Below are 22,660 nucleotides of genomic sequence, written 5' to 3' on the forward strand. Positions count from 1 at the left end.
GAGCAAAAATAAAAGAGAGTATTATGGAGCTTGCAACAGTTCGACACGATTGGACCCATCAGGAAGTAAAAGCCTTATTTGAAATGCCATTTAACGATTTATTATTTAAAGCCGCCTCTGTGCATCGCGCTAATTTTAATCCAAACGAAGTACAAATTTCTACGTTGTTATCCATTAAAACAGGTGCCTGCCCAGAAGACTGTAAATATTGCCCGCAATCGGGGCATTATAAAACTGATTTAGAACGCGAGCGCCTAATAGAAGTAGAAAAAGTGGTAGAGCAAGCACGGTTAGCAAAACAAAAAGGCGCCACTCGTTTTTGTATGGGGGCTGCATGGTCAGATCCAAAAGACAGAGACATGCCATACATTTCGCAAATGGTAAAAGAAGTAAAAGCCCTTGGCCTTGAAACCTGTATGACTTTAGGCATGTTAAATAACGAAAAAGCTCATGAACTGCGCAGTGCAGGGCTTGATTACTATAACCACAACCTCGACACTTCACCTGAATACTATGAGCAAATTATATCAACTCGTACCTTTCAAGACCGCCTTGATACTATAGGCAATGTGCGAGACGCTGGTATGAAAGTATGCTCCGGCGGTATTGTCGGTATGGGTGAGCAAGCAAGCGACCGTTATGGCTTATTAATGCAGTTAGCTAATTTACCCCAGCAGCCCGAAAGCGTGCCAATTAATATGCTAGTAAAGGTGAAAGGGACACCGCTTGAAAACGTTGATGACTTAGATCAGTTTGAGTTTATTCGTACCATTGCCACAGCACGTATTATGATGCCCCATAGTTACGTACGTTTATCAGCAGGACGCACAGCAATGAATGAGCAAATGCAGTCAATGTGCTTTTTTGCCGGTGCTAACTCTATATTTTATGGTGATAAACTTCTTACTACCGAAAACCCAGAAGCCGATGCCGACATGCAATTAATTAAAAAGCTCGGGATGAACCCAGAAACACGCCACGATTATTCAGATGAAGCCGTTGCTGCGTCTTTGTCATCGCAAGTGGCTGATAAAGCAACCGCAGAATTGTTTTACGAAGCGTAAAGTGCTCAGTACTATGCTAATGGTTTAAAGTATTGCGTTGAAGGTTAAAGCATTTATGTCATTTGAATTTATAAACACCCATTTAGATGAACGCAAAGCACAGCAGCTCTTGCGTAAACGCTATGTAGTACAAAGCGCAACAGCGCGCACTATTACGGTTGATGATAAAACCTACCTTAACTTTGCGAGTAACGATTATTTAGGGTTTGGCGATTCGCCGGTGGAATTAACCAGCGCGCCGTTACTAGGTAGCCACAGTTCAGCACTAGTGACGGGTTATCAACAGCCACAGCAAGCGCTTGAGCAAGCTTTATGTAGTGCTTTGGGTTATGAGGCAGGTATGCTGTTTAATTCGGGCTTTAGTGCTAATAGCAGTGTTATAAAAGCGCTATTTCAAGATAAAGCGACAGCGCAACACAGTGCGATTTTTCAAGATAAACTCAATCATGCCAGTTTAATTGATGGCGCATTACACGCCAACGCCGCGTTAATACGCTTTAACCATAACGATATAAACCATTTACGCTCACGGCTAGAAAAATCAAAAGCGCGAAATAAGCTCATTGTATCTGAAGGTGTGTTCTCCATGGATGGTGATACCGCGCCAATCAAAGCGCTATTAACCTTAGCAAAGCAGCATAACGCCTGGCTAATGATAGACGATGCCCATGGTTTTGGTGCTTTAGGAAAATCGGGGCTTGGCAGTTGTGAAGCCTTAATTGCAGCCGGCACCTTGCCCGATATCTTAGTGATCACCTTTGGTAAAGCGGTTGCTAGTAGTGGGGCGTGCGTATTAGGTTCGCAGCATTTTATAGATTACATGCTGCAGTTTAATCGTGATTATACCTACTCAACCGCTATGTCGCCGTTTATTGCCTCACATACTTTAGCGCGTATAAAGAGCATAAGAGGCGCCAACGACAAGCGAGCCAAATTAAACGCTAATATTGCGCTGTTTAAACGCCTAGCAAAAGAGCAGCACATTGCGCTAATGGACTCTAACACCGCGATTCAACCAATTGTTTTAGGCTGCGCCGAGCAAACGTTAAAAGCCAGTGAGCAACTAAAGCAGCAGTGCATTTGGCTAACGGCTATTCGCCCGCCAACTGTTTTACACAATACCTCGCGTTTGCGTATTACCTTAAGTGCAGCCCACACCCATGACGATATAAAACAACTCGTTGGTAGTTTACAGAAGGTCATTTCATGATAAGCCCGCAGGCAATTAAAACTAAGCCACTTAATCCCACCACAGTGTATTTAGTGACTCAGGCTTTAAAAAAAACCACAGCGCATAACTTTTCAAAAGCAGCAAACAGTTACAGCCAGCATGCCAATGTGCAAAAACAAGCGGCAAATGATTTATTTAAACTCATTAGAGCAAACCCTAAAAGGCTCTGTGTTGACCTAGGCGCAGGGCCGCTTGTTAATACTCAGGCTTTAAGGACATTATTTGGCCAAGTTGTTGCCATAGATTTAAGTTTTAACATGCTAAAAAGCAGTGATTTAAACACCCCAAAACTGTGCGCCGACATGGATAATTTACCGCTGCAAGCTAACAGTATTGATGTGCTATTTAGTAATTTTGCTTTGCAATGGTCTACTAATTTTGAAATCTTAATGCACTCGCTTTATCAAGCATTAAAACCAGGCGGACAAGCCTATATTAGTACGGTTGTTGCAGGGTCATTAAACGAGATCAAAACCGCCTTTGCAGTGCTTGATTCACATAATCATATTAATCAGTTTGCAAGCCATAATAATATAAACCAATCGGTCGAAAATGCCGGGTTTAAGATCACCACCTCAAAAAAAGTCATTTATACCGATCAGCACAGCAGTGCATTAGCGGCTATAAAATCGATTAAAGCCATTGGTGCCACCACACAAAATCATGCAACAAGTCGTCGTGGTTTATTAACTAAATCAGCGCTGCAAAAAGTATGTGATGCTTATCCGATTATAAACAATAAAGCCCATGTATCTTACCATGTAGTATTGTTATCATTAGAAAAAGCCCAGTAAAAATAATAAGGCCATGCCATGAACCAGTTTTTTATTACCGGTACCGATACCGACGCCGGTAAAACTCATGTAACCAGTTTGCTGTTAAAGTTACTCGCGCAACATAAAAAGCGCGCAATAGGTTTTAAGCCGATTGCCTCTGGGTGTGAAATGGCGTTTGAGCAGCTTGTGAACGCCGATGCACTAATGCTAATGGAAAGTGCCACAGTCAGTGCTAAATACGACATAATTAACCCATTTGCATTTGCGCCGCCAATAGCTCCGCACATTGCTGCAGAGCAAGCAGGTATAAACATAACAGTAGAAAAGCTCAGCATGGCTTATCAACATGTTAAGCAACAAGGCGCCGATTACCTATTAACAGAAGGTGCAGGCGGCTGGGCATTACCAATTAATAATAACGAGTATTTATACGACTGGGTAAAAGCAGAGCAACTGCCAGTAATATTAGTGGTAGGGATGAAACTAGGCTGTATAAATCATGCTTTACTCACTGCTGCACACATGCAAAGCTTAGGGATTAATTGTGTAGGGTGGATTGCAAACCAAGTTGATGCCACTATGGATGAATTCCAAGCAAACCTAGATTCACTGAAAACACGTTTACCATTTCCACTGCTTGCCATTAGCCCATACACAGAGCAAACCCCTAAATTACAAATTTATAAAACCCTGCTTGAAATATTATCGATAAATCCATAAATAACCCTTGTGTTGTGACATAGTTTGTCACAGAATAGCGCTGACGTTATGACATAGTGTGTCATAACGCAGTGATTGCTCAAAGCCGATCAAACATAGTAAATCGCTCAGCAATAAATGTTATTTTTGGAGAACTCGTATGAAACGTGTATTTTTGTTTTTATTAACTAACCTCGCGGTTATGTTGGTATTAGGTGTGGTGCTTTCAATAATAATGAGTGCGCTGGGCTTAAGCCATCGTAGCCTTGGCGGAATTTTACTAATTGCGACTGTATTTGGTTTTGGTGGATCGTTTATTTCGTTATTTATGTCGAAATGGATCGCCAAAAAATCAACTGGTGCGCAAGTGATCACCCAACCTCGTACCGAAACCGAACAATGGCTGGTAAACACTGTGGCTGCTCAAGCTAAAAAAGCCGGTATTAACATGCCAGAAGTGGCGATTTACGACAGCCCAGAAATGAACGCGTTTGCAACGGGCCCGAGAAAAAATAATTCGCTGGTGGCGGTAAGTACGGGTTTATTACACAACATGAGCCAAGATCAAGCCGAAGCCGTATTGGCGCACGAGGTATCGCATGTGGCTAATGGCGACATGGTAACGCTAACGCTTATTCAAGGTGTTGTGAATACCTTTGTTATTTTTGCCGCTAAAGTACTGGCTGGCATTGTTGACAACTTCATCAATAGCGATGAAGAAGAGGGCGGCAGCAGCTGGACTTACTTCTTATTCGATATGTTATTTCAAATATTATTTGGCGTACTGGCAAGCATAGTGGTTGCTCATTATAGCCGTAAGCGTGAATTTGCAGCCGATAGCGGCGCAGCTCAGTTGGTAGGCGCAGATAAAATGCGTTCAGCCCTTGAGCGATTAAAGCAAAACCACCCATCGCAATTAGAAGGCTCAATGATGGCCTTCGGTATTGCCAGTGGTAAAGGCATGGCTGAGTTGTTTTCATCTCACCCGCCGCTTGACGCACGTATAGACGCACTACGTCGTTAAAAAAATTCAAGTTTTTCACAGTACTTGTAAACAAAAAGCCTGCATTTGCAGGCTTTTTTATTTTTAATGTTTTTTATTGCGATTGAATAATGTCAGTAATGCCCTCCGGCGAGAGTATTTCAATCCAGTAACCGTCTGGGTCTTTAATAAAGGCAAGGCCTTTCATAGAACCGTCATCTGGCTGTTTTACAAACTCCACATCGTACTTAGCAAAGCGCTCACAGGCAGCGTATACATCGGGTACACTAATACCAATATGGCCATAGCCTTTTGGTTCTTCATTACCGCTGTGATAACCGCTAAAGCTGTCGTCGTTTTCAGTGCCCCAGTTATGTGTAAGCTCAATCAGCGCAGGGCGGCGAAACACCCACTGGGTTTTTTGTTTATCATCGCCTTTTGGCATATCTTGCTCGTAGCCTAAAAAGTACAAGGTAAATTCCATATCAGGAAAGTCGTACTTACCTAACAACTTCATGCCCAATACGTTTTCATAAAATGCCAGCGACGGTTTTGGATCTTTAATACGTAACATAGTTTGCTGCATCACATAGCCCTCAGTGGCTTGTGCAATTTGCTCTGGGGATTCGTTATAGCTAGACATGAGATAATCCTTAATAAAATGACTGAAAAAACCTTAATGGATTTAAAAAGGCAGGGTGTGAGTTCATCATAATATACAACAGCAAAAATTATAACCACCTAGCTAAATCACTAGCCAATGAGTTGAGTGTTTTATAAGCGAAAAATGGCATGTTTATCGATACTGTTTATTTATGCAGTTGAGGTGTTTTGTCCAATAACATTATTTAAAGTCGCTTTGGTGTATTTAACAAGAGGTGTTTTACAGCCTACGTAATTAATTGTATAAATTGAAGTTGTTTAGTGGAATTATTAAGCAATGTAATATACGCCGTTTTGGGGTGTTATAACCCTCAAAGTGGTGTTCAACAAGCTGTTAAAACTCAAAAGTTAATAGGAATGTTAACAGATAAAGAAAGATCACAGCTTCAAGAGCGACTAGTAAAACTTTACTTACGATTAAACGGATACTTTTCTGATGGTTTTATTGTTCATCATGATATTAATGGCAGGATTAGCTCAGAAGTTGATATTTTGGGAGTTAGATTCCCAAATCATAGTGAATCCGAAAGAGAAGCGGGGTTATGTTCACGTTTGCAGCTAAATGACAGTAATAATATTGATATCCTTATCGGAGAAGTTAAATCCAATGGAGTTTCACTAAGGTTTAACAACACAATATCGACAAATATTGAGGTTTTGCGCAAGATCTTAAATCGAGTTGAAACCATCTAATAAGTTATGACCAAATACCAGTAATAACCCAGCTATAAATACAGGGTATATACTTATTAAGCGAAGCAAGCCAAGCACCACAAAGCCCCAGCCAATCGCCCAAATTACTTGAGCATATAACATCGGGAAAAGAGGATTAAAACTCCATGACCATGATACAATTGTAAACTCAAATAAAATAAGCACTAAGCCTCGAACTATTAAAGCGTTAGCAAACTGACGAGTACACGCGTATTTATGCTCTGTAATAGCGGCAGAGAGGCCTGCTAGAAATACAAATAATGGCGCACAAAATGCGATATAAAGCGTGTGAAAAAAGTAAGCGCATCTGTTCCGGGTAAGGTCATGGGATCAGTTACTGAATAATTTAGACAATAATACATGCCGTGATCTATCACCATAAATATGATGATAATGCCGCGTAATAGATCAATATGATGCAAGCGACTTTGCGATAAAGCTAATGACATAAAATATAATTAACAAGAATGAAAAAAATGAACTTGATAATATGTTATATTATATCAAAAGGCGAGTTTGAGGGTTGAATTTAACAGGGTGATCGCGTCAGCGCTAAGCAATTAATTATAATTTTCCTTATTTAAATTTTTTAACATACCTAAGCGTTATGAAGTTTATTACTGCCAACAAAATAGCTATTTCATAGCGGCTGTACGCAATAGCGATACCAATTAAACCCATATTCCAAATACTCGCAGCTGTTGCTGTTCCAGATGTAGACTGGTTATTTTTTAAAATAGCGCCACCACCAATAAAACCAATACCTGTAATAATACCTTGTAACATTTTAGATTGCGCCTCTGCGCCCTCTAAAACTGACATTGCAATCAGTGCATAACCACATGATGCGACGGCAACTAAAGGAAACGTTCTTAGACCTGCACCATTATGGCTACGCTCTCTATCATATGCCATTGGCAGGGCAAGTAAATACGCCATGCCAAGATGAATCAAATTATCAATAATGTCACTCCACTGTAGATCAATTTCCATTGCTATTTCCACGGATAAATTTTAAGTAAGTAGCAAAAATTGAACCAAGGTGTTAATTTAAATAAAATCATTGTGTTACCTTTTTTTTATCGAGGGGGATGAGTGGCGTTAGCAATATTTACACAATAAAGTGCGTTTTTACCCAGCAATGAATTTCAGCTGCGTACCACACAAGCAAACTCTATTAGGTAAAATTGTGGGGCTTACATATTTTTACAATACTTCTTTTTAAGTCGTATATAATTTGGCTCATTTGCAACGAGAGTTTACATGCGCATTTTATTAATTATTATCTTTTCAAATGTATTAACTGGTTGCACAGTTATGGGTATATTTTTGGATGAAACGGCGAGATCCAAGTCAAACATCAATGGCACTAATAGTTTTGTAAAGGATAAAGATAGTTTTAGTTTTAGCAAGCTTGGTTACGAAACTGATAAAGCCATAATTGAATTTATAAAAGGAGATGACGGTGTGATTAAAAAATGTAGGCAGGTTACTAAGGTCTTAAAAGAATGTGTAGAAGTAGATAAATCTACTCTACACAGTAATGAATCTAAGCCGCTAGAAACTGATGATGAAATAATAAGTGTTGGTCTATAAAGCTACTAATAAAAAAGTAACTATGATCGTAGCCAGCGTGCATTTCGAGCTGCAGCGGATACGCTTTTTTATCAGCGATATCGACCAAGTTTTGCGGCTTAAGCTGCTCTTCTAAAAAGTTATCAGCATCACCTTGGCTTACCAGCATAGGTAAATAGTTTGCTTGCTCGGCTTGTTGCATTAATTCGCAAGTATCGTAGTGTGCCCACGTTGTTTTGTCGTCACCTAAGTAGCCTGTAAATGCTTTTACACCCCACGGACACGCCATAGGATTAACAATAGGACTAAATGCCGAAGCGCTGGCGTACGAATGTGGGTTTTTAAGTGCAATCATCAATGCGCCATGCCCGCCCATTGAATGACCACTAATTGCTTTTTTATCTGTAACAGGAAAGTGTTGCTCAATTAGTGCCGGTAACTCATTAACAACGTAATCATACATATTAAAATGGGTGTTGTAGGGCGCTTTTGTAGCATTAAGGTAAAACCCAGCACCTTGTGCAAAATCATAGCTGTCTTCGTTTGGCACGTTATCACCACGTGGGCTCGTATCTGGCGCTACAATGGCGATACCCAGCTCCGATGCTTTTTTAAATGCGCCTGCTTTTTGCATAAAGTTTTCATCGGTACAGGTTAAACCTGATAACCAGTACAGTACCGGCACCTTATTGGTTTCACTGGCGCCTGGCGGTAAAAACACTGCAAAACGCATAGTGCAACGAGTGCTTGAGGCGCTATGGCTGTATTGCTTATGCCATCCGCCAGCCACTTTAGCTGTTGAAATATTTTCTAACATAACAATCCTTAAAAGCCGTTACTTAATAGCAACGGCTTGTGATGGTAATTAAGTGAAATGAGCGTATTAGTAATGAATTACAGTACGAATACTTTTACCTTCATGCATTAAATCAAAGGCATCGTTAATTTCTTCTAGGCTCATGGTATGAGTGATAAAATCGTTTAGCGCAAATTCACCCGCCATGTAACGCTCTACAATTTCAGGAAGTTGTGAGCGACCTTTAACACCACCAAATGCGCTACCACGCCATACACGGCCAGTAACAAGTTGGAACGGACGAGTTGAAATTTCTTGGCCAGCACCGGCTACACCAATAATCACAGACTCTCCCCAACCCTTATGACAACACTCAAGTGCAGAGCGCATTACATCAACATTACCAATACACTCAAATGAGTAATCAACACCGCCGTCGGTCATATCAACAATCACTTCTTGAATTGGCTTGTCGAAGTCTTTAGGGTTAATTAGGTCTGTTGCACCAAGCTTAGTGGCTAAGTCAAACTTGCTGGTGTTGATATCAACACCAATAATGCGACCCGCGCCCGCCATTTTTGCACCAATAATAGCCGATAAACCAATACCACCTAGGCCGAAAATAGCGACAGTATCACCTGGTTTAACATTTGCTGTATTTGTTACCGCACCCATACCTGTGGTTACGCCACAACCAAGTAAACAAATTTCTTCAAGTGATGCTTCTTTGTTTACTTTAGCAAGTGAAATTTCTGGGAGTACGGTGTACTCAGAGAATGTTGAGCAACCCATGTAGTGATAGATAGGCTCACCATCTTTATAAAAGCGTGTAGTGCCATCTGGCATTAGGCCTTTACCTTGCGTTTCACGTACTGCAGAGCACAAGTTAGTCTTACCAGATTTACACATTTTACATTCACCACATTCAGCAGTGTAAAGTGGAATAACATGATCGCCTACCTCAACACTGGTTACGCCTTCACCTACAGCGTAAACAACGCCAGCACCTTCGTGGCCTAAAATAGCAGGGAAAATACCTTCTGGATCTTCACCAGATAATGTAAAAGCATCAGTGTGACAAACACCAGTGGCAGTGATTTTTACCATTACTTCGCCTTTTTTAGGCATCATAACATCAACTTCTTCAACGCTTAAAGGCTGATTAGGGCCCCAGGCAATCGCTGCTTTTGATTTTATAAATTCAGACATGTGTATATCCTTTGTAGTGGTTTGAATATGAATTATAGACCCATACTGTTTGGGTGATGAGGTTATTGTATTTGTTTCTCAGATAATGATAATCTTCAATTTAATAAAACACTTTTACAGTATGGTAATAATTATGCGTTGGGAAGGTATTGATGAGTTTATTGCTGTTGGCGAAGAGGGAAGTTTTACCCAAGCTGCACAGACGTTAGGTTTATCAGTTGCTCATATTAGCCGCCATGTTACAAAGCTTGAACAACGGTTAAATACGCAATTATTAACACGTACCACTCGAAAGGTTGTGTTAACCAAAGAGGGCGAGCAGTTTTTACACCAAGTTAAACATTTACAGCACGCAATGGACGAGGCCACTCAAGGCTTAGCATCGGTACAAACCTCACCTAAAGGTAAAATTAAATTAACAGCACCGGTTATGTATGGTGAAAGTTTTATTATGCCCATTGTGCATTCATTTATGCATGATCACCCTGAGGTAGAAGTAATTGCAACGCTCTCTAACGAGCAAGAAAACTTATTAGAGGGGGGCTTTGATTTAGCCATTCGACTAGGCCATTTAAAAGATTCAAGCTTAAAAGCGCGGCGCTTGAGCTCGCGACGATTTATTATGTGTGCTTCACCTGCATATTTAGCGCGTTTTGGTGAGCCTCACACTTTGGGGGAGCTTAATAATCATCAATGTTTAATTGGCAATAGTAGTTATTGGCGAGTAAATGAAAATAATCGTGATAAACATATTAAGGTCGCAGGGCGATTGCATTGTAATAGCGGCTGGGCACTGGTTGACGGCGCTAAAAAAGGTTTGGGTATTGTTCAGTTGCCTGATTACTATATTGAAAATGAAATTAAATCCGGTCAGTTAGTGCCTATATTAACTGCATACCAACCACAACAAGAGGGCGTGTGGGGTCTATATCCGTCACGGCAATTTGTGGCTACTAATGTACGGGTATTACTGGATTACTTAATAACAGGGCTGAAAGTTTAGCAGGGTTTACTGGCTTGTTTAAAATATAGCCAAGTGTCAGATTTATAAATTATTTCTTACATTTATGGTGATATTCAATTGCGCTGAGTTCGTGCTACTATAAGCCACACTTTTGGCATTAATGTTTAATTAATATGTTTCAACCTGTTAGCCTATTTATCGGACTCAGATATAGCCGCTCCTCTAAAGGCAATGCGTTTATTTCGTTCATTTCGTTTTTTTCTATTGCAGGTATAGCGATTGGTTTAATGGCGCTTTTTACGGTCAGTAGTGTAATGAACGGCTTTGAGAGTAGTTTAAAATCAAATATGTTGGGGCTTATTCCACATGTTGAAGTGCAAGCCAAAGATCACTCCAAAGCGCAAATGAATTCGTTAAAATCTGCGCTTGAGCAATCACCGTATGTTGATCATGTTAGTTTATATCGCCATGGTGAAGCCATATTGCAAACCAATAAAGATCTTCACGGGGTGTTATTACAAGGGCTTTACGACAACAACGGCTCGCTATATAAAATCACCGACAAAATAGTGCAAGGCAATTGGCTAAATGTACTAAACAATAATTATAATATTGCAATAAGTCGTTATTTAAGCCTCAAACTTGGCGTTGGCTTAGGTGATAAGTTACGTGTAATTATGCCTAACGCATCTACGTACACCCCACTTGGGCGCATGCCAAGCCAACGTTTATTTAAAATTGCTGCTATCTATGAAACTGGCTCCGAAATAGACATGGGGTTGGCATTTACCAGTGGCGTATCACTACAACGGATTTTAAAACTTAGCAACAATACCGTACCTAATTTAAGCGTGTCACTGCATGAGCCGTTTGCACTTGACCAATTTATGCAAGACAGCCAACACATACTCAATGACTTTAAACTCACCGACTGGCGAAGCAGTCAAGGCACTTTATTTGCCGCCGTTGCGATGGAAAAACGCATCATGTCTATGCTCCTTGGCTTAATTGTGCTGGTGGCGGTATTTAATATTGTATCGGCACTAACCATGATGGTCAGTGAAAAACAAAGCGAAGTAGCAATTTTGCAAACATTAGGACTCACACCAAGCCAAGTGCAAACCGTATTTATGGTACAAGGGCTCTATAACGGGGTAATTGGCACAGTCGTGGGTGCTTCTTTAGGTATTTTATTAAGCTTATATATAAATGAACTGCTGGCTTTGGTTGGTTTAAATTTACTATCGGGAATTTCACTCCCCGTCAAATTTGATGTGGTTAGTTTAAGTGTTATTGCCGTTTTAAGCTTAGCAATGAGCTTTTTAGCGACTTTATATCCAGCGCGCCAAGCCGCTAAAGTAAACCCAGCAGAGGTATTACGTTATGAATGATTTAGTAATTAGTTGTGAAAAAATAAGTAAGGTGTACCAAGACGGGCAAAATCAGGTTGAGGTATTAAAAGGGGTTGATTTAGCCTTAACGCAAGGTGAAATGCTGGCAATTGTTGGCAGCTCAGGTTCAGGTAAAAGCACCTTGTTACATATTTTAGGCACCTTAGACACGGCCAGTGCGGGTAGTGCAAAAATAAAAAACCAAGACGTTGCTAAGTTATCTCGCTCGCAGCAAGCGGCTTTCAGAAATAAAAACTTAGGGTTTATTTATCAATTCCACCATTTATTAATGGAATTTAGTGCAGTTGAAAACGTTGCCATGCCATTACTCATAAAAGGATTGAGCGCAAAAGAAGCCAATAAGAAAGCGCTTAACATGCTAGATAAGGTAGGCCTTGCACATAGAAGTAGCCATAAGCCATCGGCTCTTTCTGGTGGTGAACGCCAGCGTGTTGCCATTGCACGCGCTCTAGTGACAGAGCCTGCGCTGGTGCTTGCTGATGAGCCAACGGGTAATTTAGATAAGCAAAATGCAATTAAAATTTACGATTTAATTAATCAGCTAAATAAAAGTTTAAACACCAGCTTTGTGGTGGTTACTCATGATTTAGAGCTGGCTGATAAGCTGGGTAAAATAGCGTACTTAGATGATGGTAAACTAACGATAAAAGAGTCTAGCCATGTTGCTTAGTGCCTTTATTAGTAAACGCTTTAGAGCCTATTCAGGCCATAAAGATGAAAAAAATGCCTTTGTAAGTTTTATAGCCAAAGCATCCACTATCGGTATTTTACTTGGTGTTGCAGTGTTAATTGTGGCGTTATCGGTGATTAATGGGTTTGAACAACAATTGGTTCATCGTTTATTAAGTGTCGTGCCGCAAGTTGAATATGTTGCCCCAAGTAGGCCGATTGCCGATTGGCCTAGCAAAGTCGAAAAGTTAAAACAGCAACCACACGTAACAGGCGCAGCCCCATTTATTGCCGTTAATGGTATGGCGCAATTTAAAAGCCAATTAAAAGCGGTTGAGATCCGAGGTGTTGAGCCTTCGTTGGAAGGTGACGTGTCAGCCATCAACCAATTTACACAAGGTAAATTAGTCAGCCAGTTAACAGGTGATGATGTTATTTTAGGCAAGCAAATTGTTAAGCAACTTAATATCGCATTAGGTGATAACGTGACCTTGTTAATCCCGCAAATTAGTGAAAAAGGCCGGTCATTACTCGCCCCAAAACGTGTTACCCTCACGCTTGCGGGCATTATAGAAATGGGCGGACCAATCGACAGCAGCGCTGCTTTTATTCATCTTAACAAAGCACAACAAACCTTAGGCTATGATCAAAGCCAAGTAACAGGGTTACGCTTGCGTGTTGATAATGTGTTTTCGGCGCATCAAATAGCGCTTCGTGTTGGCCAGACTATTACCGATTATGTGTATATTTCGAGTTGGCTTAGAACGCAAGGTAGCTTGTATCAAGATATTCAAATGGTGCGCACGATTGTTTATATTGTGGTGTTTTTAATTATCGCGGTGGCGAGTTTCAATATTGTGTCTTCACTGGTAATGGAAGTGCGTGAAAAAGAAGGCAATATTGCTATTTTAAAAACCATGGGTGCCAAAGACAGTACCATATTGGCTACTTTTGTCATGCAAGGCTTAACCCAAGCATTTGTGGGTGTACTTTTAGGCTCAATTGTTGGCGTGATTTTAGCAATTAATATTAGTGAGCTATTTACTTGGCTGAGCTTGTTACTGGGTGAAAACCCGCTAGAAGGTGTGTACTTTATCGAATTTTTGCCCAGTAAATTAGTTTGGCAAGATATAGTGTTAACTGTTATTGCCACCTTTGTGCTTGCAATATTGGCGACGCTGTATCCAGCATGGCAAGCAACACGAGTTGATCCGGCAAAAGTATTGGGTAATTAAAGACAGTATTTAATAGGGCACTAAGTGTAACTCTGATAAACTGCGCCGCTACTTAACAGCGTTTGTTTGCTGAGCACTTATTTACCTTGGAATTTACTTTGACAAATAACGATATTTTACGCCGTATTCGCTACACCTTTGATTTAACAGATTCAGCTATGGTTGATGTTTTCGCCGCAGCAGCGCAGAGCGTAAGCACTGAGCAGGTGATTGCATGGTTAACTAAAGAGGGCGAGCCTGGGTATACCCCAATAAGTGACACTGAATTTGCGGTATTTTTAAATGGTTTTATAAATACCAAGCGCGGCAAGCTTGAAGGTGAGCAGCCAGAGCCTGAAAGTAAATTGAACAACAATATTATTTTTATGAAGCTACGTATTGCTTTAAATATGAAAGCAGAAGATGTGATCGCGACCTTGGCGTTGGTTGATTTTGATTTAAGTAAACATGAGCTAAGCGCATTTTCACGTAAAGTTGAAAACAAGCATTACCGTGTGTGTAACGATCAAATCTTGCGTTTATTTTTAACCGGTGTACAGCGTACTTTTCGCCCAGATGGCGAAAAAGCTTAATGTATTTTATGGAGGTTGAATACAACCTCCATTTTGACCTCTCCACATTTACTCAATTATCAGTCTATTCTTCTACAACTTCAGTCTCATAAAGCATTTTATTTTGTCGCTCTCGCAAAAGTGTAGAGTCGTATTTTGTTTTACTATTTTTTTAATACTTTTAACATGTTATTCATTCAAACGGCTGTTTTTAGCATATAAATTCTTTTTTAATGAGTTTTTATACAAAAGAAACAACAATTTAATTCAACATCAAACACGTGCATCCAGTTTATCTATGATGTTAAAGTGTAAAAATAATGATCGGATAATTAATTTCTTCACTAGCAATAGCATTGATCATTTTTCCTATTTCAAATTAAAAAATACCTACATGGAAGAATAAATATGAATTATATACACAGAACAATTGCGCAATTAAAGCAGACGAGCCCTGCGCAATGTGAGTTTTATCAAGCGGTAGAAGAAGTGCTAGACTCGCTAGAGCCTATATTTGCGCAAACCAGTCATTACCAACAACAAGCAATTATTCAAAGAATGGTAGAGCCAGAGCGCCAGTTAATGTTTCGCGTGCCTTGGGTTGATGACGAGGGCAATATTCAAGTGAATAAAGGCTACCGAATCGAATTTAATTCAGCGCTGGGCCCTTACAAAGGCGGCTTACGTTTTCATCCAAGTGTAAATGCCAGCATCATAAAATTTTTAGGCTTTGAACAAATTTTTAAAAATGCACTGACTGGTTTGCCTATAGGCGGTGGAAAAGGAGGCGCTAATTTTGATCCTAAAGGACGCTCTGATGGCGAGATAATGCGTTTTTGCCAATCCTTTATGACCGAGTTATATCGCCACATTGGTCCTACAACCGATGTACCTGCAGGGGATATTGGCGTAGGTGCCAGAGAGATTGGTTATATGTTTGGCCAATATAAACGCTTAACAGGGCGCTATGAAGGCGTACTAACCGGTAAAAGCTTACTTTGGGGCGGATCGCTTGCTCGCAAAGAAGCAACGGGTTATGGCGCAGTTTATTTTGCTAACTATATGCTTGAAGATCGTGATGACAGCTTATCAGGAAAACGCTGTTTAATTTCAGGCTCAGGCAATGTGGCTATTTATGCCATGGAAAAGTTATATCAACTTGGTGCAACACCAATTACTTGTAGTGACTCAAAAGGCACTTTGTACGATGAGAATGGTATTGATTTAAAGCTGATAAAACAGCTCAAAGAGCAATCAAGAGGGTGTTTAAGTGACTACTTAGATAGTCATTCACAAGCCAAGTATACCCCTTGCGATGATTACCCAGAGGATGGTCATGCTGTATGGCGTTACAGTGCGGATGCGGCTTTTCCTTGTGCCACACAAAATGAATTGACCCAAGCTGATGCAAAAGCACTACTTGAAAATGGTTGTATTTTAGTTAGTGAAGGGGCGAATATGCCTTCAACCAAAGAGGCGATTGACTGCTTTATTGAAGCAAAAATAGCTTATGGCCCTGGCAAAGCAGCGAATGCCGGTGGGGTAGCAACCAGCCAATTAGAAATGGCACAAAATGCCAGTATGCAAAGCTGGACGTTTGAAGAAGTTGATGAAAAGCTTAAGCAAATAATGAAAGATATTTTCACCACAGCCAACGACACCGCAAAAGAATTTGATCAGCCCGGTAATCTATTACTAGGCGCTAACATCGCCGGTTTTAGACGTGTAGCCGATGCAATGATTGAACAAGGCGTTGTATAGTAGCGCCTCGGCTATTTAATTAACTCTCTACTTTTATTCGTTATATCCTGAATAGGGATTGTTCAGGGTATAGCAAAAATAATGTTTAATATTATTTAATAAGGTAAATTTAACTCGCTAATTAATAACAATAAACTATAGTGTGGATAAGGATCAGTGAGCTTATTAAGGAGAGTGCAGGTGCGTCTTATTCCCGCAATTTTTTATTTTTCAAGTGCGACAGAGCACGACTTCCAAAATCAACTTAATAAAAGCTCAATGCGTCTTGCTGATGCATCACTCTACCTCGTAACACTGTTTTTATTGTCTTTTATTTTTTATGTCTTGGTTTAATCAACAAGAGCCTGCCAATTCAACCATAACAATTTTACGTCTAGTCATGGTGTTGTTATCGATAATTCTCATTATTATAAATAAAACACTAAGTTGAGAGTACTTACATTTGCGCTTTTTTAGTTATGCGGTTTTATTTTGTTTTTTATTTAGTTATTTCTTCTGGGTATATGTTCAGCGTTACGGTGAGTTGAGAGAGGGAGGGCCTATGCTTGTAGCAGCTGCATTTATAGCCATACCGATGCTGCACTTAGGACATAAACGGATATTATGGTCATTAATTGGTATTACCTAGATATTTATTGAGCTTTTTTCTTCTACTTCTATTGCGTGGACACTTCATTTTTATTTCAGCATAGTTATTGTATTGGCCATAGTGCAATACCAACTAGATTCCCTGTTAAGAAAGCAATATAAAGCGGAATTATTTGAAACTGAAAAAGCCAATACCGATCAATTAACAGGTATGCATAATCGGCATAGTTTTGATAGACGCTGTAAAGCATTAATTAACAAGTTAGCGCCATCACAATATTTAGGGTTAGCCATGATTGATGTCGACTATTTTAAAAATTATAAGGATAACTACGGCCACTTAGAGGGAGATAACGTATTAGTAGCAGTCGCAAACCGTCTAAAACATTGTGACGCTGATATTGTGGTGCGTTTTGGCGGTGAAGAATTCATATTGGTAAAAACATTGCAAGCGAATGAGCTAGACTGGTTGAATGACTTACCTAAACGCTTCGCAGACGATCCGATTGCACATCAGTATTCACCCTTTAACCGTATTACTGTCTCTGCCGGTATTGCAATTGATCAATACACGACATACAGACCTTCTATTAAATCATTGTTGGCAACAGCTGATGTAGGGGTTTATAAAGCTAAAAATGCAGGACGAAATATCAGTATTACCGATAGTGTTGACCCTAAACAACCTGAAATTGAGTAAGACAATGCAAAGCACTAAGCTGATAGTGCTTTGCATTTAATCGGATTACGAAAATGCAGATTCGGCGAGCTCTTCTTGCATTTGTTCACGCATTTTAAATTTTTGCAATTTGCCGGTTACCGTCATCGGGTAATTTTCAACAAAGCGAATGTATTTAGGTTGTTTAAAGTAGGCGAGTTTGTCCTTTAAAAACAGACGAATTGCTTGCTCATCAAGCACTTCACCTTCTTTGGGTTGGATCCAAGCACAGACTTCTTCACCGAATTTTTCATCACTAATGCCAAAAATAGAGGCGTCTTGTATACCCGGGTAGGTGTAAAGCACTTCTTCAATTTCACGCGGATAAATGTTTTCACCACCACGAATAATCATGTCTTTAATTCTGCCAACAATGCTGACAAAGCCTTCGCTGTCCATTACCCCTAAATCGCCCGAGTGCAGCCAGCCTTCATTGTCGATAGTGGCTTTGGTTTTTTCTTCATCGTTCCAATAGCAGCGCATAATGCCGGCACCACGGCTACAAACTTCACCGGGTTGGCCTATTTTTTGAACTTCACCCACTTCATCAATAATTTTTACTTCAGTGTGTGCAAGCGCTCGTCCTACGGTGGTGACTTGACGCTCAATTGATGAGTCGGTTTCAGTGATGTTGTTGATTGGGCTACACTCTGTTTGTCCATAGGCTATAACGACTTGGTTCATATTCATGAGTGTTTGTACTTTACGCATAACTTGTTCGGGGCAGGTTGAGCCTGCCATAACACCGGTTCGTAATGTACTTAAGTCGTAATCACTAAAGTTATTAAGCTCTAATTCGCTTATAAACATAGTGGGTACACCATGAAGGCCGGTGCATTTTTCTTGTTGTACCACCTCCAATGTGGTTTTTGGATCGAAAGAATCACTTGGATAAATAGTTGCAGCGCCTTTACTTACGCACAATAAGCTGCCTAAAACCATGCCAAAGCAGTGATAAAGCGGTACAGGGATACAGAGCCTATCATGTTCAGTAAAGTGCATAGCTTGTGCGACTAAAAGCGCATTATTCAATATATTTTTATGTGTCAACGTAGCCCCTTTAGGGTTTCCGGTGGTGCCAGAGGTAAATTGAATATTGATATCTTGATTGCAATCGAGGGTTTTAGCCACCGCTTGAAGTTCTAATTTATGTGCATCGGTGGGCATGCTCATAACCTCATTAAATGAGAACATACCATCGACGGGTTTATCACCAATACAAATTACATTTTTTAAAGAGGGTAATTTGGCTGCGGTTAACTCACCTTTGTTACAACGGCTAAGCTCAGGTGCTAAACTTTGCAGCATATTAATATAGTGGCTGCCTTTAAATTCAGTGGCGGTAATAAGCGTAGAGCATTCCACACTGTTTAGTGCATACTGCAGTTCACTTGGACGATACGCTGGGTTAATGCATACCATAATGGCACCTATTTTAGCGGTGGCAAATTGTGTTAAGCACCACTGTATATTGTTCGGTGACCAAATACCGACCCGTTCACCAGGTTTTACCCCTAAAGCCAGTAACCCCATAGCAAGTTGATTAATCTGCTGTTGAAATTGCTTATAGCTTAAACGGATATTTTGATGGGCAACGACTACGGCCAGAGCGTCTGGGTTATTGTCGACAATGGTGTCAAAGTAATCGCCTATGGTTTGTTCTACTAATGGTGTGCTCTGAATGCCTTTAAAATAGCTGCTTGATAGCGGTATAGTGTTTATTTGCTCTACTTCTTTTATCACTTTTTGTGTCGCTTTCATGACATACTCCATGTTTTTATTTTTGGGAGGCCTGCTGCTTAAATAAACACGAATTGTCGACAAAGGAAAGGGGGTTAGACTAATGTATTATACCAACCCGCAATAATACTAAATCATTTTGAGGGGGCAAATCAGACGCTAGCTGTGTTAAAAATTTCTCATTTAGAACAACTAACTAACGAAATTTTTGCCTTGATATCGACACGATTTTCCTCCCTCAAATTAGATCACTTAGTTAAGCGAATTGGTATTACTGTTTTTATATAGAATTTAAACAAAAAAAACGCGTACTCTCTAGCGAATACGCGTTTTTATGAGGGTGTAATTAATTTACATTTCGTCGCTGCGATACGTTTTTTTCATGATGTAAACGTAAGCATTAACAAATGCATTTTCTTGATACTTTTTCAGACCGGTGTCTTCAAACGCGATGGGGATTGGATTACGTTTTACTTGTTCTTTTATTTCGGTGGTTGAAAACACGCGTACATCGAGACTATCGATTAACTGAATAGCGGTTTCCATTTTGAATCCTTTAGCGCTGCCAGCAAACTTACCTTTAGGTTGGCGTTCGCGAATGGCAACCGAATCAATTTGGTAATCTTGCATTAACTTGGCAAAATCAAACTGAAACTTACGCATTACTTCAGTGTCGTTACCGTTACCTAAGGTAAAGCGTGTTTGGCGTACATCACGAATATCAAAAACGTCATTATCTTTACTTAAAATACAAAGTAGTACATCACTACCGGTAATTTCTACACCACATGTTCTCATTGCTAATCTCTACTATAACTTAATTACCCGTTATTATACGCAACACGCATTAAAATGCGAGTTTAAGCACTTACAGTGGTGTTATTGTTAGCGCTTAACGTCCATTCGTCATTTTGATGTAACAAGGTCTGTTTATCTTTGCGGCTAAATGTGCAGCCCTCCTTTTTTAGCTAAGACAGCGCTATGGTTTGTTTACTTTAAACAGGTGTGAGCGTTGCTCAATTTTTACTTAGCACCAAGTGATAGCTCCCGGGCTTTAACTAAATCGCCCCTAGATTGAACAAATCCTAATACTGAAAACTCAGCAGACTCTTATTAAACGTTATTAATTGCATTTTTATGGTAAAATTGGGTGGTTTTTAATAGCTTAAAACTTGTAATTAATGCTGCAGCACGCGACAATAACTTTCTTGTAGTTGAGCAGACTCAGCATCTACATTAGCCATTTACGGCGAAAAATAGTCAATGCTTATTCGTAAAAGCGTTGTCGAGTCATTCTCATTTAATTAATTAAAAATACACGTGATACATTGTAGGTGTCACCACTGTATGTAAGGATTTATAATGCCAGTTATTACTCTTCCTGACGGTAGTCAGCGTAGTTTTGAAAACCCTGTAAGCACGCTTGATGTAGCAAACGATATAGGCCCTGGTCTTGCTAAAGCCACCATTGCGGGTCGTGTTAATGGCGAACGCGTAGATGCGTGTGATTTAATTAGTGACGATTCTCGTCTTGAGATCATTACCGTAAAAGACGACGATGGCCTAGAGATTATTCGCCACTCGTGTGCGCACTTAATTGGTCATGCTGTTAAACAACTTTTCCCTGATGCAAAAATGGCGATTGGTCCAACAATTGATAACGGTTTTTACTACGATATTGATATGGAACATTCGTTATCTCAAGATGATCTTGATGCCATTGAAAAACGTATGCTACAGCTTGCAAAAACAAACTACGACGTAGTGAAAAAAACCGTTAGCTGGCAAGAAGCGCGCGACACTTTTGCAGCGCGTGGCGAAACATACAAAATTGAAATACTAGACGAAAATATCGCACAAGATGACCGTCCAGGTTTATATCATCACGAAGAATACATCGATATGTGTCGTGGTCCTCATGTGCCAAACATGAAATTTTGTCAAAACTTCAAAATTATGAAAGTGGCCGGCGCATACTGGCGCGGTGATAGTGAAAACAAAATGCTACAGCGTATTTACGGCACAGCATGGGGCGATAAAAAGCAACTTAAAGCGTATTTAAAGCGTTTAGAAGAGGCTGAGAAGCGCGATCACCGTCGTATCGGTAAAGCACTCGATTTATGGCACTGGCAAGAAGAAGCGCCAGGTATGGTATTTTGGCACAACGATGGTTGGAGCATTTACCGCGAGCTAGAAGACTTTGTGCGTGAAAAATTACGTGAGTACCAATACGAAGAAGTGAAAGGTCCAATGATGATGGATCGCTCTTTGTGGGAAAAATCAGGTCACTGGGAAAAATATTCAGAAGCCATGTTTACCACGGAATCTGAAAAGCGTGAATACGCAATTAAACCAATGAATTGCCCAGGCCATGTACAAATATTTAACCAAGGTTTAAAATCATACCGTGACTTACCACTACGTATGGCTGAGTTTGGTTGTTGTCACCGTAACGAGCCATCAGGCGCGCTTCATGGCTTAATGCGTGTACGCGGCTTTACCCAAGATGATGCTCATGTATTTTGTACAGAAGAGCAAATCATGGATGAAGTATCGGCCTGTATTAAAATGGTTTACGATACCTATGAAACATTTGGTTTCGAAAAAATTGTAGTTAAACTTTCAACTCGTCCAGAGCAACGTATTGGCGAAGATGAAATGTGGGACAAAGCTGAGCTTGCACTTGCTGATGCACTTAAGGCAAATGACATTGAATTTGATTACCTACCAGGTGAAGGGGCGTTTTATGGTCCTAAAATTGAATTTACTTTGTACGATTGCTTAGACAGAGCGTGGCAGTGTGGTACAGTGCAACTAGACTTTGCATTACCGGGTCGTTTAGGCGCAACATATGTGGCTGAAAATAACGAACGTCGCACACCTGTTATGATACACCGCGCTATATTAGGGTCTATTGAGCGCTTCATCGGTATTTTAACAGAAGAGTATGCTGGTTTATTCCCAACGTGGCTTGCGCCTAAGCAAGTGGTGATTATGAATATCACCGATAAACAAGCACCGTATGTTCAGGAAATTGTACAAAAATTAAATAAACTTGGAATTAGAGCCGCTGCTGACTTGAGAAATGAGAAGATTGGCTTTAAAATCCGTGAGCATACACTTAAGCGTATTCCTTACTTATTGGTTGTTGGCGACAAAGAAGTTGAGCAACAAGAAGTAGCAGTACGAACTCGCACAGGTGAAGACCTAGGCAAATTTAATGTCGATGATTTTGTAGCTAAAATCAGTGAAGAAATCAAAAATCGACAGTAAAAATCGAGCGTGTAGGGCAAGCAAAAATAGCCAGCTACAC

The 22,660-nt window shown here is 40.2% G+C and carries 21 protein-coding genes and 1 pseudogene; 15 read left to right on the plus strand and 7 right to left on the minus strand.

All coding sequences use genetic code 11. The annotated features are described in order from the left end of the window. Positions 1 to 23 precede the first annotated feature (23 nt). From bioB to htpX, 5 genes are all read left to right on the plus strand, one after another. The gene (gene bioB, locus MTN97_RS08420) at positions 24 to 1,064 is read left to right on the plus strand and encodes a biotin synthase BioB (protein WP_069439402.1); all 1,041 of its coding nucleotides are present in this window, start codon (positions 24 to 26) and stop codon (positions 1,062 to 1,064) included. A gap of 55 nt (positions 1,065 to 1,119) precedes the next feature. Then, complete coding sequence (locus MTN97_RS08425; protein ID WP_036982824.1) at positions 1,120 to 2,274, plus strand: 8-amino-7-oxononanoate synthase; 1,155 nt, start codon at positions 1,120 to 1,122, stop codon at positions 2,272 to 2,274. Next, complete coding sequence (locus tag MTN97_RS08430) at positions 2,271 to 3,089, plus strand: methyltransferase domain-containing protein (protein WP_248474162.1); 819 nt, start codon at positions 2,271 to 2,273, stop codon at positions 3,087 to 3,089. The genes MTN97_RS08425 and MTN97_RS08430 overlap by 4 nt, the downstream gene beginning before the upstream one ends. 18 nt (positions 3,090 to 3,107) lie before the next feature. Then, positions 3,108 to 3,791, plus strand: coding sequence for a dethiobiotin synthase (gene bioD / locus MTN97_RS08435; RefSeq protein ID WP_036982820.1), 684 nt, complete (start codon positions 3,108 to 3,110; stop codon positions 3,789 to 3,791). 139 nt (positions 3,792 to 3,930) lie between these two features. Continuing rightward, positions 3,931 to 4,794 carry a protease HtpX gene (gene htpX / locus MTN97_RS08440; RefSeq protein WP_248474163.1) on the plus strand — a complete coding sequence of 288 codons (864 nt, stop codon included), beginning with the start codon at positions 3,931 to 3,933 and terminating at the stop codon, positions 4,792 to 4,794. 73 nt (positions 4,795 to 4,867) lie between these two features. Here the strand turns inward: htpX and gloA are convergent, their stop codons facing one another. Then, on the minus strand, positions 4,868 to 5,395 hold the full coding sequence (gloA, locus tag MTN97_RS08445; RefSeq protein ID WP_248474165.1) for a lactoylglutathione lyase: 528 nt from the start codon (positions 5,393 to 5,395) through the stop codon (positions 4,868 to 4,870). 281 nt (positions 5,396 to 5,676) lie between these two features. Here gloA and MTN97_RS08450 point away from each other — a divergent pair, with 281 nt between their 5' ends. After that, positions 5,677 to 6,108 (plus strand): hypothetical protein, encoded by a 432-nt coding sequence (locus MTN97_RS08450; protein WP_069439406.1) that lies wholly within the window; start codon positions 5,677 to 5,679, stop codon positions 6,106 to 6,108. Here MTN97_RS08450 and MTN97_RS08455 read toward each other — a convergent pair. Together MTN97_RS08455 and MTN97_RS08460 are read right to left on the minus strand one after the other, a co-directional pair. After that, a pseudogene (locus MTN97_RS08455) lies at positions 6,100 to 6,578 on the minus strand (DUF1624 domain-containing protein); the annotation flags it as partial. The gene MTN97_RS08450 and the pseudogene MTN97_RS08455 sit on opposite strands and share 9 nt — an antisense overlap. 127 nt (positions 6,579 to 6,705) lie before the next feature. After that, entirely contained in the window at positions 6,706 to 7,122 is a 417-nt protein-coding gene (locus tag MTN97_RS08460) for an MgtC/SapB family protein (RefSeq protein ID WP_036982817.1), read from the minus strand. Between the two features lie 270 nt (positions 7,123 to 7,392). Here MTN97_RS08460 and MTN97_RS08465 point away from each other — a divergent pair, with 270 nt between their 5' ends. Beyond that, positions 7,393 to 7,725, plus strand: a complete 333-nt coding sequence (locus tag MTN97_RS08465; protein ID WP_248474166.1) for a hypothetical protein — start codon at positions 7,393 to 7,395, stop codon at positions 7,723 to 7,725. Here the strand turns inward: MTN97_RS08465 and fghA are convergent. After that, on the minus strand, positions 7,679 to 8,521 hold the full coding sequence (gene fghA, locus MTN97_RS08470; RefSeq protein ID WP_069439408.1) for an S-formylglutathione hydrolase: 843 nt from the start codon (positions 8,519 to 8,521) through the stop codon (positions 7,679 to 7,681). The genes MTN97_RS08465 and fghA overlap by 47 nt on opposite strands. Positions 8,522 to 8,587: 66 nt before the next feature. Further along, a complete protein-coding gene (locus tag MTN97_RS08475; protein ID WP_248474167.1) occupies positions 8,588 to 9,709 on the minus strand; it encodes an S-(hydroxymethyl)glutathione dehydrogenase/class III alcohol dehydrogenase in 1,122 nt (373 codons plus the stop codon). Positions 9,710 to 9,839: 130 nt separating this feature from the next. Between MTN97_RS08475 and MTN97_RS08480 the strand changes: the two genes are divergently transcribed. From MTN97_RS08480 to MTN97_RS08510, 7 genes are all read left to right on the plus strand, one after another. After that, entirely contained in the window at positions 9,840 to 10,712 is an 873-nt protein-coding gene (locus MTN97_RS08480; protein WP_171034725.1) for a LysR family transcriptional regulator, read from the plus strand. Between the two features lie 134 nt (positions 10,713 to 10,846). Then, positions 10,847 to 12,064 (plus strand): lipoprotein-releasing ABC transporter permease subunit, encoded by a 1,218-nt coding sequence (locus tag MTN97_RS08485; RefSeq protein ID WP_248474168.1) that lies wholly within the window; start codon positions 10,847 to 10,849, stop codon positions 12,062 to 12,064. Further along, positions 12,057 to 12,755, plus strand: coding sequence for a lipoprotein-releasing ABC transporter ATP-binding protein LolD (gene lolD, locus MTN97_RS08490; protein ID WP_036982810.1), 699 nt, complete (start codon positions 12,057 to 12,059; stop codon positions 12,753 to 12,755). The genes MTN97_RS08485 and lolD overlap by 8 nt, the downstream gene beginning before the upstream one ends. Continuing rightward, a complete protein-coding gene (locus tag MTN97_RS08495; protein ID WP_248474169.1) occupies positions 12,745 to 13,989 on the plus strand; it encodes a lipoprotein-releasing ABC transporter permease subunit in 1,245 nt (414 codons plus the stop codon). Before lolD ends, MTN97_RS08495 begins: the two co-directional genes overlap by 11 nt. A gap of 98 nt (positions 13,990 to 14,087) precedes the next feature. Beyond that, the gene (locus MTN97_RS08500; RefSeq protein ID WP_248474170.1) at positions 14,088 to 14,561 is read left to right on the plus strand and encodes a DUF1456 family protein; all 474 of its coding nucleotides are present in this window, start codon (positions 14,088 to 14,090) and stop codon (positions 14,559 to 14,561) included. Between the two features lie 387 nt (positions 14,562 to 14,948). Continuing rightward, positions 14,949 to 16,301, plus strand: a complete 1,353-nt coding sequence (gene gdhA / locus MTN97_RS08505; RefSeq protein WP_248474171.1) for an NADP-specific glutamate dehydrogenase — start codon at positions 14,949 to 14,951, stop codon at positions 16,299 to 16,301. Between the two features lie 709 nt (positions 16,302 to 17,010). Further along, complete coding sequence (locus MTN97_RS08510; protein ID WP_248474172.1) at positions 17,011 to 17,589, plus strand: GGDEF domain-containing protein; 579 nt, start codon at positions 17,011 to 17,013, stop codon at positions 17,587 to 17,589. A 45-nt stretch (positions 17,590 to 17,634) separates the two neighbouring features. On the opposite strand, the gene MTN97_RS08515 is transcribed toward MTN97_RS08510, so the two are convergent. Continuing rightward, the gene (locus MTN97_RS08515; protein ID WP_248474173.1) at positions 17,635 to 19,368 is read right to left on the minus strand and encodes an AMP-binding protein; all 1,734 of its coding nucleotides are present in this window, start codon (positions 19,366 to 19,368) and stop codon (positions 17,635 to 17,637) included. 330 nt (positions 19,369 to 19,698) lie between these two features. Continuing rightward, positions 19,699 to 20,145 carry a DUF3010 family protein gene (locus MTN97_RS08520; protein ID WP_248474174.1) on the minus strand — a complete coding sequence of 149 codons (447 nt, stop codon included), beginning with the start codon at positions 20,143 to 20,145 and terminating at the stop codon, positions 19,699 to 19,701. A gap of 564 nt (positions 20,146 to 20,709) precedes the next feature. On the opposite strand from MTN97_RS08520, the gene thrS reads away from it, so the two are divergent. Next, positions 20,710 to 22,620, plus strand: a complete 1,911-nt coding sequence (thrS, locus tag MTN97_RS08525; RefSeq protein ID WP_248474175.1) for a threonine--tRNA ligase — start codon at positions 20,710 to 20,712, stop codon at positions 22,618 to 22,620. Positions 22,621 to 22,660 lie beyond the last annotated feature (40 nt).

Origin of the sequence: Pseudoalteromonas sp. 2CM36K, assembly GCF_023161865.1 — a bacterium.
Classification (GTDB): domain Bacteria; phylum Pseudomonadota; class Gammaproteobacteria; order Enterobacterales; family Alteromonadaceae; genus Pseudoalteromonas; species Pseudoalteromonas tetraodonis.